A 16067-nucleotide genomic window follows, 5' to 3' on the forward strand; every position below is an offset into this window, starting at 1 on the left:
GCTGGATCAGAATCGGAAGGCATCCCATTACAGAATCTCCCGCTCCGCACGACATCTACTTCGTACCCCCGGAGCAGGACAGCCCCAATCCTGTGGAGCCGGCGTCGGCCGCGTCACGCGCACGGATGGGCGAGCTACCCGAGACCGTCCGATTCAAGAATCGTTTTGCCCTCGCGATCACGACCACCACGCCGCTCGAAGCGATGGTCGAAGATCTCCTCTTCATCCGCGACATCCTCGACGCCGCAGGAATCGAGTATCTACTCGTCCGCGGAAACGACGAGCGCCCGGTCATCGCGGTCAGCTGGACGGAACGCAAGAACCTGCGGCAGGCACTTGTCGAGGGATGCGCCAACGCACCCTTCTATTCCAAAACCGTCGACGCGAAGAAGAGTCCAGCGCTTCTTGTCGCGGACGGTGCCCTGTCGAAAACCAACAAGTCACGGATCTTCCGCTTGTTCCGTCCGAGGGTTCACGTCGCAAGCGGTATGAACTACGGCGCGAACATCGGCGTTCAAATCGAATTGTGGTCGATTTCCGACGAAGAAATCGTCCTACCCGTCGAGAACTCACTGACACGACGAACCGTCCTCCCCGAAGAAGCGGTCCGAGGAACCGTCGAGCGATTCGGCCGGATCTGGCCGACCATCGAGAACATGTTCGCCGATCATGCCTCCGATATCAGCTTCGATATCGATCTTGTCTTTTCCTGGGTCGACGGCTCTTCCAAAGAGTTTCAGGCTCAGCGCGCCAAGCGGATGCAGAACTACATCGTCGGCGAGGGGGACGAATCAGAGGCGCGTTTCCGTCAGATCGACGAGCTCAAGTACGCGCTACGGTCCATCCACATGTACGCGCCGTGGATCCGACGGATCTTCGTCGCAACCGATTCCGATCGTCCAGACTGGCTTGCGGACGATCCGCGAGTCACGTTCATGCCCAGCGAAAAGTTCTTCGCCGATCCAAGTGTGTTGCCCACCCACAATTCTCAAGCTGTCGAGTGCCAGCTGCACCATATTCCGGGTCTGGCAGAGCATTTCCTCTACTCCAATGACGACATGTTCTTCGGTCGCCCCGTCGGCCCTGACATGTTCTTCTCCCCCGGTGGGATCAGCATGTTCATCGAGGCCGACACCAGAATCGGATTGGGACACAACGACAACGACCGCAGCGGGTTCGAGAATGCGGCTCGCGTCAACCGCCGTCTGCTACAGGACCGCTTCGGTCTGATGACCACCAGACATCTGGAGCACGCAGCGACGCCACTACGCAAGAGCGTGATGGCCGAGATGGAACGCGAGTTCGCCGAAGACTTCGCGGCCACTGCAGCAAGCACCTTCCGCGCGAGTTCCAATATCTCGGTGACCAATTCGCTGTACCACTACTACACGCTCATGAGTGGACGGTCGGTGGTGCAGAAGTCCGCCGCCGTCAAATACGTCGATACGACGGTCAAGGCCGGTTTGCGCGACATGGACTCACTGCTCGCCAAGCGCTCCATGGACTTCTTCTGCCTCAACGACGGCAGCGCTCCGGAGATCGATCTGGAACTTCGCACACGCAAGATCACGGAGTTCCTGGAGAGCTACTACCCCATCCCGGCGCCCTGGGAAGCCTAGACGAAACAAGGGCCCAGCCGATTTCGGCTGGGCCCTTGCTACTTCGGTCGATCAGCGTGCTGTCACATGCTCCCGTTGCACCGGAATGGGCAGTCCGAGATTGTCACGCAACGTCGTTCCTTCGTAGTCACTGCGGAGGACACCTCGATCCTGCAACAGCGGCACCACGTCGTCGACGAACTCGTCGAGGCCGGTCGGCACGAGGTGCGACCCGAGGATGAATCCGTCCGAACCGTCGTTGCTGACAAACGAATCTATTTTCTCGGCAACCTGCTGCGGTGTACCCACGATCGGTCCACGCTCGAACTGATCGATCACCACTTCGCGCAGATTCAACTTCTTGCTCTCGGCGACCGTGCGCAGTTTTGCCACGGTCGCGAAACGATCCTGGTGAATGAAGGCGCGCCCCTGGATGATCGGCGGAGCTTCGGGGTCCGGAGCGATGTCGGGTAGTGGTCCTTCGGGGTCGTACTTCGACAGATCGAGATTCCAGATCTGTTCGAGCAGAACCAAAGCGGTCTGGCCGGTGACCTGCTGGTCGCGAATCTCTCGGTATTTCTCGATCGCATCTGCCTCCGAGGTGCCGAGAACAAAACTCGCCGACGGCAGGATCTTGATGTCACCCGGGTCACGTCCGGCCGCGACGGCACGTGCTTTGATATCGCGATAGAAATCGGCCGCCTCGGGCAACTGACCGTACGGTGAGAAGATCGCGTCGGCATTGCCAGCAGCAAAATCGCGCCCCTGCGGCGACACCCCGGCCTGCAGAATAACCGGGCGCCCTTGCGGACTGCGCGGCACCGTGAATCGGCCGTTCACGTCGAAATGTGATCCATGGAAAGCAAATTCACCGGAATCCGGTCGCGCGAGAAAGCGCCCTGATGCCTTGTCGGCCACGATGTCGTCATTGCGCCACGAATCCCAGAGTTGACGCACCAGCGCTACGGTCTCCTCCGCACGCTCGTATCGTTGCGCACGATCCAGGTATCCGCCGCGACGAAAGTTCTGGCCGGTGAATGCGTCGAACGAGGTGACGACGTTCCAGGCGGCACGTCCTCCGGACAACTGATCGAGCGTCGCAAATTGTCTTGCCAGCTCGTAAGGCTCGTTAAACGTGGCGTTGATGGTGCCTGCCAAACCGAGGTGTTCGGTCACTGCTGCCAACGATGCGAGCACGGTGAAGGTGTCCGGCCTACCGATGATGTCCTGATCGAAAATCTGTCCCGCACGCTCACGAAGGGCGAGGCCTTCGGCGAGGAAGAAGAAGTCGAACTTCCCACGCTCGGCGGTTCGAGCGGTGTGTTCGAAGGAATCGAACTCGATCTGGCTGCCCGCCTGCGGATCCCACCATGCAGTGTGGTGGTTGACGCCGCCGAGGTAGGCACCCAGGATGACCTGCTTACGCTTCTGAGAACTCATGAAAATGTATTCCTCGTCTGTCAGGCGGCCGGAGTACCGGCGGCGTAGCGGTTGGGAACGTCGATGGGTAGGCCAAGCAGTCCGCGAAGATTCGTCTGCGGATACTCGGTGCGGAATACGCTGCGTCGCTGCAATTCAGGCACCAGCTCACCTGCGATCGCGTCGAGGTCGTCCACGACGACGCCCGGCCGCAACCGGAAGCCGTCGATTCCCAACTGCTGCCACCGGAGCAGAAGATCTGCCAACTCAGCCGCGGTGCCGGTGAAGGTCAGCGCGTCCGAACGGTATTCGGCGCCGGCCTGCGCGTCGAGGCGAGCGAGCCGTTCCTTTCCGGTTTCTTCCGGAGCATCGAAGAATACGACGATGTCGGTGAAGACCCGAAGCGGTTCGCCGGTGCGCTGCACGTGTTCTTCGGCTGCTCGCACTTCACCCAGGATTGCCGTGACCTGCTCGTCGTCGAACGGCGTCACGAACACCAGATCGGCCGTCCGCGCCGCCAGCTCGTACGCGACCCGCTGATGAGCCAATGCGGTGACGACGGGATGCCCCTGCGGCGGGCGCGGAGTCACCGACGGTCCACGGACCGAGAGGTACTTTCCCTCGAAGTCGATGTAGTGCAGCTTGTCCCGGTCGATGAATCGGCGCTGCTCCACATCACGGATCTCGGCGTCGTCCTCCCAACTGTCCCAGAGTCTCCGGACGACGTCGGCTGCCTCCGCAGCTTCGTCGAACAGCGCGCGCACGAAGTCCGGGAGGATGCCTGAAACGATCGACTGACGGTCGGCATCGGTGAGCGCTGGGATGTCGCGGCGCCCGAACTGTGCTGCCTCGGATTCCGACGCCGAAACCTTCACCTGCCATCCGGCGCGACCGCGCGAGGTGTAGTCCAGCGTGGCAACGGCTTTGGACACGTGAAACGGCTCGGTGTGAATGGTGGTGATGGTCGGGATCAAGCCGATGTTGCTCGTGATCGGTGCCAGTCGGGCGGCCACGAGATGTGCGTCGAGCCGAGCGCGCACCCGGTCAACCGCGTCGTCGACAGGCTCGAGTGGGTTGGCCGGCACCGAGAGACTGTCCTCGATGGTGACGAAATCGAGCAGACCACGCTCGGCGATCGTCACCACGTCAGTCCAATACGACGCGCTGAACAGCTCACTCGGGCGCGAGTGCGGCTCTCGCCAGGCCGCTGGGTGCCAACCGGTACCGTCCAGCGCTACGGCGAGATGCAACGGAGCAAGATGAGAAGAAGGGGTCGAGGTCATCGGCGCATACTCCTGTTCGAGAACTACTCGGGAGCGCACAGTGCCGACCGCAGAAACCGTCAGCACCCGACTGACGGTTCTCGTGGCGACTGCCGCTTGCGACACGCACCGCGCGTATCGCCAGGTGTGATTCCGGGGCACCCCATCGGCATGAAGGGTTGCCGTCCAGCTAGCCGGTCCTTGTTGCTGGAGCTCTGCACCTACCTCGACGGTAGTGAGTACGCGACCGCCCGGCAATCACCCGGAACTGCGCGTGGGTGCCGGAAACCGCCTGCCACCTCAGATGATCGAGCGTGCCGCCTTTTCGCTCTCGAGGATTCGAATGCCGGCAGCACTGAGTCTCCGGGCACCCTCGGCCGCATCGACGGGCTCACCGACCGTCACGTGCGCACCGAGTGGAACGACCGAATGAACAATTGTCTCGTCGTACACGTGCACCAGATTGCACCCCTGAGCACCGTCACGACCACGCTGACCACCGACTTCCACGTTCAAGTCCTGGGTGTAACACGTCGACGACGCCACGGAAACCGGAATGCCGGCGAACGTCGCCGTCGTCGAATAGTGCAGATGCCCAGCAAGAATCGCCCGGACGTCGCTGCCACGCAAGACGTCCGCCAACCGGGACTGATCGCGCAACTCCACCAGAACCGCGAGATCCTGAATGCACGGAACCGGCGGATGATGCAGCGCCAGAATTGTTCCGTCGGGCGCCGGCACTGCCAATTCTGCGCGTAGCCAATCCAATTGACGATCCGAGATCTCACCGTAGTGGTGACCGGGAACCGACGAATCCAGGGTGATCACCCGCAGTCCGTCAAGATCGTAGACGTTGTCGACGGGATGTTCGGTGGCGTCCTCGCCCAACAGCAGAGATCTGAACGTAGGGCGGTCGTCGTGGTTGCCCATCGCCCAGACGACCTGCGCATCGATCTCGGCCGCCACGGGTTCCACGATGGCTTTCAATTCCGCGTATGCGTCGGGGTGTCCCTGGTCGGTCAGGTCGCCGGTGAATATCAGTGCATCCGGGCGTGCGCCCGAGGCCACGATCCCGCTGAGCACTTCCCGCAATCTCGTCGACGCATCCACGGCGTCGTACAACTCCCCCTGAGCCACCAGATGCGTGTCACTGAGGTGCACCAGGAAATGCTTCGGACGCGGGTACTCGGCATTCCGAACGCTCATCGGTCTCTCGCTTCCGCTTGCCGACGCGTAGGCGCCGGTGCGGCACCTACTGATCGTCGAGACTAGTCAACCGACCAACAGTGACTGATCGGGGCACGCCCGACGAACACGAAGCGAACTCCCGCGGCGACCCTCGGGATCGAGTAGTTGAAGCTGCGAGTAGTGTGTGGACAGTGTTGTTCCTGACCAGTCGGCGTTACGTCGACCTTCGCCTGCAGGCGAGCGCAATGTGTACGCGCTCGCTCTGACCTGACGCGTACCAGGAAACATTTCTTCGAATCTGCCCGGCCTCTGGTGCCGCGCTGCGTTTCGCTCCCTTGATTTTCGAAAGGCATAGTCATGCCCAGCTCCACCTCCACCGGCGTGCCGGAAAAGTCCACGTCCCGTTTTCCGTCCTGGGCGACGGCATTCGGACCGCAGATCGTCGCCGGTCTCGTACTCGGTGTCATCATCGGTCTCGTCGCCCGGGCAATGCCTGATGCGGCCGACGGCAACGTCAACTGGTTGGTCGGCACCGTACAGACCATCGGTTCGAGTTACGTCAAGCTGCTCACCGTTGCGGTGATCCCGCTGGTGTTCACCGCCATTGTCAGCTCCATCGCCAACCTGCGCCAGGTCGCCAATGCAGCTCGCCTGGCCGTGCAGACCTTGCTCTGGTTCGCGATCACCGCTTTCATCGCTGTGATCATCGGCATCATCGTCGGCCTGATCACCGATCCCGGTTCACGGACCGACGTCGCCGCCGAAGCCGCGAAGGAACCCAAGAGTTCCGGTTCGTGGTGGGCGTTCATCACCGGACTGGTTCCGAACAACTTCCTCGGGTTGGGTGCAAAGACTTCCGTCGCCGAAGGCGTGGCGACTACATCGCTGAGCTTCAACGTCCTGCAGCTGCTCGTCATCGCCGGTGCAATCGGTATTGCTGCACTCAAGATCGGTCCCAAGGCTGCGCCGTTCCTCGAGTTCAACGCTTCGCTGCTCGCGATCGTCCAGAAGGTCCTGTGGTGGATCATCCGCCTTGCCCCGATCGGCACCGCTGCGCTGATCGCCAACGCTGTCGCCACCTACGGATGGGATGCGATCGGGTCGCTGGGCGTCTTCACCGCCGCCATCTACATCGGTCTGGCGATCGTGTTCTTCGTGGTCTACCCCATCCTGATTGCCGCACACGGCCTCTCGGTTCGAAGCTTCTTCTCCGGCGTCTGGCCCGCAACTCAGCTCGGATTCGTCTCGCGCTCGTCGATCGGCACCCTGCCGTTGACCGAACGCGTCACCGAACGCAACCTCGGCGTTCCGCGTGAGTACGCCTCGTTCGCCGTTCCGCTCGGTGCCACCACGAAGATGGACGGTTGCGCCGCAATCTATCCCGCGATCGCGGCGATTTTCGTCGCAGGCTTCTACGACGTTCCGCTGACCTTCACCGACTACCTGTTGATCGTCGTCGTCTCGGTCATCGGCTCAGCGGCAACGGCCGGAACCACCGGTGCGACAGTCATGCTCACACTCACACTCTCCACCCTTGGTCTTCCCCTGGCCGGCGTCGGACTGCTCCTCGCAGTCGAACCGATCGTCGACATGGGCCGTACCGCAGTCAACGTCACCGGCCAGGCACTGGTCCCGGTCATCGTCGCAAAGCGTGAGGGAATCCTCGACAAGGTGCGCTTCGACGCTCCCCGCAACGGTGACCCCTTCGCCGAGGAACTTGTCGACGCGTAACCCTCGATGACTACAGCAGCGTCCTCGCACCTGAGCAATACGGTGCGGGGACGCTGCTTTTCACCCCAGATTTCACCCTTACCGAAATAAACCATTTGGTCGTTATGACCAGTATGCTCAGCCGGCACAGCCCTCCGAAGTGGAAGGGCTGCCCAGTTGAACACGAGGTCACATGAAGCTCCGCCGTCTGGCATTCAGCGTCGCAGGTTGCGCCGCAATCACTCTGGTTGCCGCGCCCGCCGCTCAGGCATCCACGGTTTTCGATTTCCTACCGATCGAGATCGCACGCATGATTCCGACTGGCTCTGCCGACGCAGTCCAGCCGTTCCTTCCCCCGGTCTTCGCACCGCCGGCGCCGCCCGCTCCGCAAGCGCCCCAGAACCAGCCGGCGCCGCAGAACACTCCCGCACCAGCGCGGTACTACCAGAACTGCACAGCCGTTCGTAATGCCGGCGCAGCTCCGTTGTACCGGGGCCAGAACGGATACGCCCCGCATCTCGACCGCGACAACGACGGCATCGCCTGCGAGTGATCCAACGCTCGGGTTGTGGTGCATCCACAACCCGAGCACTGTTGTCGAACCGTCAGACGCCCAATGCCCGGGACAGAGTCGGCCACGCCTTCGGCAGTCGTTCACGCCAATACGCCCACGCGTGCGTGCCGTTCGGCTCGTAATCCACCTGCGCCGGAATCTTCAGCTCCTGCAACCGAGCGTCGAACATCTTGGTGCAGGCGTGGGCGGCAACCTCGATGCCGCCGCCGATCACCAGACGCTCGAGCAGTTCAGGAGTCTGCAGCGTCTCGTCAGATCCGGGACGACCGTTTGCCGTCGACACGTAGATTTCCTTGCCACGCAACTTCTCTGCGTTGGTCAACGAATCGTGTGCCTCCCACTCCGGGCCCCCTGGCACACCCCAGATGTTGGCCGGATCTCCGCTTCGAGAAGAAATCGTGGCCTGGACGGCAGTTCGGCCGAGCGGATCCATCGTGGAATAACAGCCGCTGAACACGGCAACGCCGCGATACATGTCCGGAAAGCGTTGGGCGAGCATCATTGCACCCATCGCGCCCATGGAATTGCCGGCAATCGCGTTGATTCCGTTGGTCTCGAGTCGCGCGTCGATCAGCGGTGGCAACTCCTCGGTGATGAAGGTTTCCCACTTGTGCAGTCCCAGCCGCGGATCCGGATTCTCCCAGTCCGAGTACAGGCTCGCGATTCCGCCATTGAGCATCACGACGTTGACGTTCTTGTCGGCGAAGAACGCCGGGGCGCCGCCGATCGTCATCCATCCGCTGCTTTTCTCTCCGGCGTCGACACCCTCGAGCATGTACAGCGCTGGGCGCGGAACCGAATTGTCAGCGGGTAGCAAAATCTCGACGCCGACCTCGCGTCGAAGTGCGAGCGACGCCACCGTCAGCCTGATCGCTTGTGGTGCGGTCACCTTCTCGCCGACGATGGCCGGGACGACGATGTCGTCGCGCAGGTCCGGTTTGGGGCCCGGATCCTCCTGAAGTGGTCCCGGGATCGTCGACCCCGAGCTCACGCTTCCCTCGACGCTGCCCAGACTTCCCGAGCTTCCCGAACTACCCGAGCTTCCGGAACTCGGCGCTGCCGTCGACAGTCCGCCCAATTGCAAAGAAAGTGCACAGACGGCCAAACACACCGCACCTGTGCGCGCAGATCGAATCCACGCACGCCGCTCAGTCCTCATGAAACTCCCAAACCAGTCAAAGATGTTTCCGTGAACATACCGTGCAGTTCGGACTTTCTTGGACAAACGACCACGACAAGATCTGTCGGTCGCCGCTACTAGGCTGGCCCCCGTGCAACCGGATTCAGTCAGGGCCCTCGACCTCGACCGAATTCGCGCTGTCGTGGGCACAACCACCTACGACCGCGGACTTGTCTACCTGCGGGAGAATGCAGTCGAATCCATCGGATGGAACGACACCGCTGACATCTTGACCGGCGCTGTATCGGGAACTGCGCGAGAGCCGTACACCTGCACGATTTCGGTAAGTCGCGGCGCGGCCGGTACAGCAACGTTCACGCGTGGCCTCTGCACGTGTCCCGTGCGGATGAACTGCAAGCACGTAGTCGCGTTGGTGCTCGCAGCGGTTGCCGAGGCGAACAAGACTCCACAACACCTCGAATGGGACAGCTCGCTCGAGGAGTTGCTCCGACCAGACCTGGCCGGCCGCACTACACGTGGACTTGGCATTCAATTCACCACCCGAACCAAGGGCGCATCGACAAGGCTCATCATCAAACCCGTACAACCAGGAGCGAGAGGGTGGATCTCCGGCGGGCTCGCCTGGAACAAACTCGGAAGCACTTTTCAGTTCCCCGCAGATCACCTCCGGGTTCTACGCGACATAGATCTCCTCCACAGCGCCGGCAACTACTACCGAAATCAAAATGCCGCGGAAATCGATCTTGCCGGGTTCGCGAGCCCGCAACTCTGGTCGCTTCTTCGTGAGGCCATCAGCGTCGGAGTTTCACTCGTTCACTCGAAAGCCGGCCTCGGCAACATCTCCCTACTCTACGACGCCAACATCTGCCTCGACGTCCACGGAGCGGAAGACAACAACCTCCGTCTCACTCCCCGAATTCAGACCGATGGGCACATCGTGACTCATTCCGACTGGGGACTGGTCGGCACGCCGGCACATGGCGTCTTCGCGCTCGACGCCGCCAACGCGATCACTCTCGCACCACTGCACACGCCGATAACTCACCAATTGAGGCAGTTGATCGACTCCGGAAAATCGGTCGACATACCCGCCGAGCATCGGGATGCATTCACGTCGCGGTTCGTGTTCAAACTCGGAAACCTCGCTCCCGTCATATCTTCCGACGGTGCTTACAACCCACCGACTGTGTCCGGTCCTCGGCTACAACTGATGGCCACTTACGCGGACAACCACCGCATCGACATCGAATCGGCATGGAAGTACACCGTCGATGCCGACGAACTGATCATTTCTACCGCAGACACAACCACCGACGAGTCCGAGATCCGCAACCACGTTGCCGAAGATGCCATTGCCAAGAGCCTCGGTGCGGCCGCGGCGAAGGCCACTCTCGCGGGAACTTTGACCGGCCTCGATTCCATGCAGTTCACACTCGACCTCCTGCCCCAACTCGAAGCGCACGACGCCATCGACCTCACGGTTGCAGGAACCCCCGCCGACTACCGGCCTGCAGACGACGCTGTCGTGATCGGCCTCAGCACAAAAGCCCCCGACGGGGACAGCGGATCCGACTGGTTCGACCTCGATGTCACCGTCGATGTTGCGGGACAAAGCGTTCCGTTCACAACACTGTTCTCTGCTCTGAGCAAGGGCGAGACTCACATACTGCTACCGGACGGCGCCTTCTTTCGGCTCGACGCACCTGAACTACTCGGCCTGCACCGTCTCATCACCGAAGCGCGGTCGCTACTCGATCGGCCTACCGGCAAACTCGGGATCAGCAAATTTCAGGCCGGACTGTGGGAAGAATTGACGGCGCTCGGAAGGGTCGAACATCAAGCAGCAGCTTGGAAGAAGCAGATCGCAGGATTGCTCGGCAGTTCGGGCATCGATCCCGTCGAAGTCCCGGACACGTTGACGGCAACGCTACGTCCCTATCAGGTCGACGGATTCCGTTGGCTCAATTTCCTCCGACTGCACAACTTGGGCGGCATACTCGCCGACGACATGGGCCTGGGCAAGACCCTGCAGACCCTCGCAATGATCTGCGCTGCAAGGCAATCGAATCCGGCCGCGCCTCCCTTTCTGATCGTCGCTCCCACCAGCGTGGTCTCCAACTGGAAGTCCGAAGTGGCGAAGTTCGCACCGACCCTCCACACCGCTGTCATCACGGATACTCTGCGGCGCAGAAGAACCGACCTGGCAACACTCGTCGACGGGGCGGATATCGTCGTGACGTCGTACGCTCTCTTTCGCCTCGACACCGATGCGTATTCCGCCGGCCGCTGGTCCGGACTGGTGCTCGACGAAGCCCAATTCGCCAAGAACCACAAGTCCAAGGTCCACCAGTGCGCGAGGGCGGTGAACGCACCGTTCAAACTCGCGATCACCGGTACACCCATGGAAAACAATCTCATGGAGTTGTGGTCGCTCCTCGCAATCACTGCACCAGGACTGTTTCCCAGCCCCACGACCTTCACCGACGTCTACCGCACTCCCATCGAAAAAGACGGTAATGCAGAACGATTGGCGCAACTGCGACGACGCGTCAAACCGCTGATGGTGCGGCGCACCAAGGAACAGGTGGCTGCAGACTTGCCGCCCAAGCAGGAGCAGGTACTCGAGATCGAGTTGCATCCGAGCCATCGCGCGATATACGACACCCACCTGCAACGCGAACGGCAGAAGATTCTCGGACTGCTCGACGACGTCGACAAGAACCGATTCACGATCCTGCAATCGCTGACGCTGCTACGCCAACTCAGTCTCGACGTCTCGCTGGTCGACGAGGAAAGCGGACCCGTCCCATCGGCCAAGGTCGACGCTCTCGTCGAGCAATTGGACGACGTCATTGCGGGCGGACACCGTGCGTTGATCTTCAGCCAATTCACCGGGTTCCTCGGTTCTGTCCGCAACCGACTCGACGCGGAAAAAATTACGTACAGCTATCTCGACGGTTCGACGCGCAATCGCGGTGAAGTGTTGGAGGAGTTCAAGTCTGGTGCAGTCCCCGTCTTCCTGATCAGCCTCAAGGCTGGTGGCTTCGGCCTCAATCTCACCGAGGCCGACTACTGCTTCATTCTCGACCCCTGGTGGAACCCGGCCGCCGAGGCACAAGCGGTCGACCGTACTCACCGCATCGGGCAGACACGAAACGTCATGGTCTACCGCCTCATTGCCAAAGACACCATCGAAGAGAAGGTCATGGCACTCAAAGCCAAGAAGTCGGCATTGTTCTCGAATGTCATGGACGCCGAAGGCACACTGGGCACCGGACTCGACGCCGACGATCTTCGCGCGCTGTTCGAGTGAGGTGCCTATTCGGTCGAACCGCACCTACCCGCTCACGGTAATGTGAGTCGCGAACGGACAACACAGAACTCCCGAACGAAGAAATCCACTTCGTTCGAACGAGAGGAACCTGAATGGGCGTCACACTTGCCAAGGGCGGCAACGTATCTCTGTCGAAGGCCGCACCCAATCTGACCAAGGTCGCAGTCGGTCTCGGCTGGGATGCACGCAGCACCAGTGGTGCCGACTTCGACCTCGACGCCAGCGCGTTGGTCACCGGCCCGGAACGCAAGGTCCTTTCCGACCTTCACTTCGTCTTCTACAACAACCTTCGCTCGCCCGACGGATCCATCGAGCACACCGGCGACAACCTCACCGGTGAAGGTGACGGCGACGACGAGGTCATCAACGTCGACCTCCCGGCTGTACCGCCCAACGTCACCAACATCTTCTTCCCCGTCTCGATTCACGACGCCGATGCGCGACTCCAGTCCTTCGGACAGGTCACCAACGCCTACATCCGCGTCGTAGATCTGTCGAACGGCTCCGAACTGGCACGCTACGACCTCTCCGAAGATGCATCCACCGAGACAGCCATGCTTTTCGGTGAGCTCTACCGCCACAATGGCGAATGGAAGTTCCGTGCAGTCGGACAGGGATACGCATCCGGACTCGCCGGAATCGCCCGCGACTACGGCGTGAACATCTGATCTCTATCGGTACACGAAACGGGGTTCGATTCGGCATTGCCGGATCGAACCCCGTTTCGGTTGTCTGCGTCGACGCGCGAGTTAACGCCGCAGGATCGCCCTCGCGAGGTGAACAGCCCAGGGCGAGTCCGCTTTGCTGCCGAACTTCCCCAGCTCGTACCCCGTAGCGCCGATCAATCCGAGCACCTCTACGGTGCTCCCTGACGTGTCACGTCTGGGAGTCTGAGCCCCAGCCATCAGGATGCTCGACGACCGAATCGGCTCCAGCGCTCCCGCGACGAAACGATGACGATCCGCCGGCGACATGCCGGCGGCTACAGCAAGGAGGACAAGGAGTTCCACCGCTCTCTGCGAGCCGCCGGGCGCAACCGGAACTCCCTCGACGATCACCGACCACGTCATTGACGCGTCCCGCTCTGCCGACTGTCCCCGCTTCGTCAGAACAATCTGCCCTTTGTGCTTTCGCACCAGGCCGAACTTCTTGAGCACTGCGAAGAGTGATCGCCCTTGTGGAAGGTTTACAGGTCCCAGTTCAGGTTCGTCGAGCATCGCGTCGACCGTCGTGAAGAAATCATCGGCACCGATCCCTTCGACACCGATCAGAGCCAGAACCGCTTGAATGCGTTGGCCCGCCTCGACGTGGACCAACTCCCCGATTGCCGACTGATCGTCAATGCCTGCTCGGGCGAGGACCGCGTGCAGTTCCGGGACTCGCGAGGGTCCCAGGCATTCGACGAGCTTTGCAATGTCGTACGACGCAGCGATCTCGTCCGGTCTAGGACTATGCAGTCGATTATTGACCTCAGCGATCTCGAATCGTGTCGGCTCGAAATCAGTTTGTGGCCATTCGAGGGTCCATTCATGGGAGCGCAGCTTCTCCGAAGCGAGAACACCGAGGAGTTGCTCGTACTCGTCAGGTCCGACACATTCCTCCGGCGGACAAGCACCGCGACCCGCGGCACACACAACTTGGAACCCTTCGGGCAGTACTTCGGAAGATTCAAGTGTCAGCGTGTGGCGCCAGTTCCCGAAGCGTCCGTAGCGATAACTGATTTCATCGCCAGGCGAGACCATGACCTCGTCCAGGCGTACCGCGGACTCTACGATCGCCGCTCGGCCGGCCCGACGCTGCTCGGCGTTGCTCCCGGAAGCTACGTACTCTTCGACCTCGCCGGGAAATCGGCTGCCGGACTTGGACCACGCGTGCGATTGACGGTCACTCCACCCCATTGCCCGTTGAACCACCGAATGCAGGTCATCCAGATTCAGATCCGACGCGACGAGGATTCGTCGCCAGATCTGAGTGGAAACATTGTCGACACTGATACGTATCGCGTATTGCGCCGGTACCGCGCGTCTCTTCGAACGCAACGATCGCGCAATCTGAATGCCCCCACGCCCTCCGCCAGCTTCTTGTACAAACCTTTGCAGTTCTTCAGGTTCCGTCGGAACGAGTCGCAAATGCGACACCCTCGAGCTGCTCAACCCCACCATGAGACTCAGCCTAGGCCAAAGTGCTAGGGACGAAGGCACAAAATCGGAGAGTACTTCGGACTTATGAGACGGTTCACAATCTATACCTTGGCTAACAAGTCGCTACGTGCATCGGCGACGGCATCTTCCTCGCCCAATCCCTGCCCTGATGGTGTGAACGTACCGTTCCCCTCGTCTAAGAGGGTGAGCGTGTCGTTCACTCGATCCCGGATGGGGTGGTGAGTCGGCGGCGTGCCCGCCCCTGATGGTGCGAACGGTACGTTCGGTCGATCTGAGGCGATGAACGTACCGTTCACTCGAAGTCGGGGGTGCCGGCGGCGGTGCTTTCGGGTGATGGTGGTGGTGGTGGGGTGTTTTGGGTACGAGAAAGCCCCCCAACCAGTACTGGTTGGGGGGCTTCTCTAATGTGTGTTCGGCGGTGTCCTACTCTCCCACACCCTGTCGAGTGCAGTACCATCGGCGCTGAAGGGCTTAGCTTCCGGGTTCGGAATGGGACCGGGCGTTTCCCCTTCGCTATGACCGCCGTAACTCTATGAAACTGTCACAGTAACCTTCTTCTGATCACCTGGTTTCACCACCCGTCAACACCAGTTTCTGGTGTTGGGGGATGGAGAAAACAGGGTTTCTCATCAGTATCTGTGTGTTGTTTCAGATACCGCACAGTGGACGCGTAGCTTCTTTGTGGTAAGTCCTCGGCCTATTAGTACCAGTCACCTGCATGCATTACTGCACTTCCAGTTCTGGCCTATCAACCCGGTGGTCTGCCGGGGGCCTTACCCCCTCGAGGGGGTGAGAAACCTCATCTTGGAACAGGCTTCCCGCTTAGATGCTTTCAGCGGTTATCCCTTCCGAACGTAGCTAACCAGCGGTGCTCCTGGCGGAACAACTGGCACACCAGAGGTTCGTCCGTCCCGGTCCTCTCGTACTAGGGACAGCCTTCCTCAAGTTTCTAACGCGCGCGGCGGATAGAGACCGAACTGTCTCACGACGTTCTAAACCCAGCTCGCGTGCCGCTTTAATGGGCGAACAGCCCAACCCTTGGGACCTACTCCAGCCCCAGGATGCGACGAGCCGACATCGAGGTGCCAAACCATCCCGTCGATATGGACTCTTGGGGAAGATCAGCCTGTTATCCCCGGGGTACCTTTTATCCGTTGAGCGACACCGCTTCCACTTGCCGGTGCCGGATCACTAGTCCCGACTTTCGTCCCTGCTCGACCTGTCAGTCTCACAGTCAAGCTCCCTTGTGCACTTGCACTCGACACCTGATTGCCAACCAGGCTGAGGGAACCTTTGGGCGCCTCCGTTACATTTTGGGAGGCAACCGCCCCAGTTAAACTACCCACCAGGCACTGTCCCTGAACCAGATCATGGTCCGAGGTTAGAGGTCCAATTCGATCAGAGTGGTATTTCAACAACGACTCCACGATAACTGGCGTCACCGCTTCACAGTCTCCCACCTATCCTACACAAACCGAACCGAACACCAATACCAAGCTGTAGTGAAGGTCCCGGGGTCTTTTCGTCCTGCCGCGCGTAACGAGCATCTTTACTCGTAATGCAATTTCGCCGAGTCTACGGTTGAGACAGCTGAGAAGTCGTTACGCCATTCGTGCAGGTCGGAACTTACCCGACAAGGAATTTCGCTACCTTAGGATGGTTATAGTTACCACCGCCGT

General features: G+C 60.7%; 10 protein-coding genes, 2 rRNA genes and 1 riboswitch (1 of these 13 running past the window's edge). Of the genes, 5 read left to right on the plus strand and 7 right to left on the minus strand.

Annotation, left to right across the window (positions count from 1 at the left end; translation table 11 throughout):
* Positions 1-125: 125 nt before the first annotated feature.
* Entirely contained in the window at positions 126-1619 is a 1494-nt protein-coding gene (locus tag GN300_RS00705; protein WP_020970156.1) for a stealth family protein, read from the plus strand.
* 51 nt (positions 1620-1670) lie between these two features.
* Here GN300_RS00705 and GN300_RS00710 read toward each other — a convergent pair whose 3' ends face one another.
* The 3 genes from GN300_RS00710 to GN300_RS00720 form a co-directional block, all read right to left on the minus strand.
* Positions 1671-3038, minus strand: coding sequence for an NtaA/DmoA family FMN-dependent monooxygenase (locus tag GN300_RS00710; protein WP_063316927.1), 1368 nt, complete (start codon positions 3036-3038; stop codon positions 1671-1673).
* 20 nt (positions 3039-3058) lie between these two features.
* Positions 3059-4405, minus strand: a complete 1347-nt coding sequence (locus GN300_RS00715) for an LLM class flavin-dependent oxidoreductase (RefSeq protein ID WP_156511784.1) — start codon at positions 4403-4405, stop codon at positions 3059-3061.
* Positions 4388-4501: riboswitch (SAM riboswitch) on the minus strand. Its footprint overlaps the gene before it by 18 nt.
* Positions 4502-4579: 78 nt before the next feature.
* Entirely contained in the window at positions 4580-5485 is a 906-nt protein-coding gene (locus GN300_RS00720) for a phosphodiesterase (protein WP_003940661.1), read from the minus strand.
* 339 nt (positions 5486-5824) lie between these two features.
* Here GN300_RS00720 and GN300_RS00725 point away from each other — a divergent pair, with 339 nt between their 5' ends.
* Together GN300_RS00725 and GN300_RS00730 are read left to right on the plus strand one after the other, a co-directional pair.
* Entirely contained in the window at positions 5825-7198 is a 1374-nt protein-coding gene (locus GN300_RS00725) for a dicarboxylate/amino acid:cation symporter (RefSeq protein ID WP_058037184.1), read from the plus strand.
* 172 nt (positions 7199-7370) lie between these two features.
* On the plus strand, positions 7371-7730 hold the full coding sequence (locus tag GN300_RS00730; protein WP_003940648.1) for an excalibur calcium-binding domain-containing protein: 360 nt from the start codon (positions 7371-7373) through the stop codon (positions 7728-7730).
* A gap of 52 nt (positions 7731-7782) precedes the next feature.
* On the opposite strand, the gene GN300_RS00735 is transcribed toward GN300_RS00730, so the two are convergent.
* Complete coding sequence (locus GN300_RS00735; protein ID WP_063316928.1) at positions 7783-8910, minus strand: alpha/beta hydrolase family protein; 1128 nt, start codon at positions 8908-8910, stop codon at positions 7783-7785.
* 112 nt (positions 8911-9022) lie between these two features.
* Here GN300_RS00735 and GN300_RS00740 point away from each other — a divergent pair, with 112 nt between their 5' ends.
* Both GN300_RS00740 and GN300_RS00745 read left to right on the plus strand, forming a co-directional pair.
* Positions 9023-12205, plus strand: coding sequence for a DEAD/DEAH box helicase (locus GN300_RS00740; protein WP_063316929.1), 3183 nt, complete (start codon positions 9023-9025; stop codon positions 12203-12205).
* A gap of 113 nt (positions 12206-12318) precedes the next feature.
* The gene (locus GN300_RS00745) at positions 12319-12894 is read left to right on the plus strand and encodes a TerD family protein (protein ID WP_003940660.1); all 576 of its coding nucleotides are present in this window, start codon (positions 12319-12321) and stop codon (positions 12892-12894) included.
* 81 nt (positions 12895-12975) lie between these two features.
* On the opposite strand, the gene GN300_RS00750 is transcribed toward GN300_RS00745, so the two are convergent.
* From GN300_RS00750 to GN300_RS00760, 3 genes are all read right to left on the minus strand, one after another.
* Positions 12976-14265 carry a plasmid pRiA4b ORF-3 family protein gene (locus tag GN300_RS00750; protein ID WP_233405556.1) on the minus strand — a complete coding sequence of 430 codons (1290 nt, stop codon included), beginning with the start codon at positions 14263-14265 and terminating at the stop codon, positions 12976-12978.
* A gap of 533 nt (positions 14266-14798) precedes the next feature.
* Positions 14799-14915, minus strand: a 5S ribosomal RNA gene (gene rrf, locus GN300_RS00755).
* 153 nt (positions 14916-15068) lie between these two features.
* Positions 15069-16067 (minus strand): 23S ribosomal RNA (locus GN300_RS00760); it runs 2137 nt beyond the window's last position.

This window comes from Rhodococcus sp. Ni2 (assembly GCF_021352185.1).
GTDB lineage: Bacteria > Actinomycetota > Actinomycetes > Mycobacteriales > Mycobacteriaceae > Rhodococcus_F > Rhodococcus_F qingshengii.

Bases quoted from the DNA above. Each gene is read 5' to 3' on its own strand.
- GN300_RS00720 (WP_003940661.1), bottom strand. From the start codon at position 5,485: ATGAGCGTTCGGAATGCCGAGTACCCGCGTCCGAAGCATTTCCTGGTG.
- GN300_RS00710 (WP_063316927.1), bottom strand. From the start codon at position 3,038: ATGAGTTCTCAGAAGCGTAAGCAGGTCATCCTGGGTGCCTACCTCGGC.
- GN300_RS00725 (WP_058037184.1), top strand. From the start codon at position 5,825: ATGCCCAGCTCCACCTCCACCGGCGTGCCGGAAAAGTCCACGTCCCGT.
- GN300_RS00730 (WP_003940648.1), top strand. From the start codon at position 7,371: ATGAAGCTCCGCCGTCTGGCATTCAGCGTCGCAGGTTGCGCCGCAATC.
- GN300_RS00735 (WP_063316928.1), bottom strand. From the start codon at position 8,910: ATGAGGACTGAGCGGCGTGCGTGGATTCGATCTGCGCGCACAGGTGCG.
- GN300_RS00745 (WP_003940660.1), top strand. From the start codon at position 12,319: ATGGGCGTCACACTTGCCAAGGGCGGCAACGTATCTCTGTCGAAGGCC.
- GN300_RS00705 (WP_020970156.1), top strand. From the start codon at position 126: ATGGGCGAGCTACCCGAGACCGTCCGATTCAAGAATCGTTTTGCCCTC.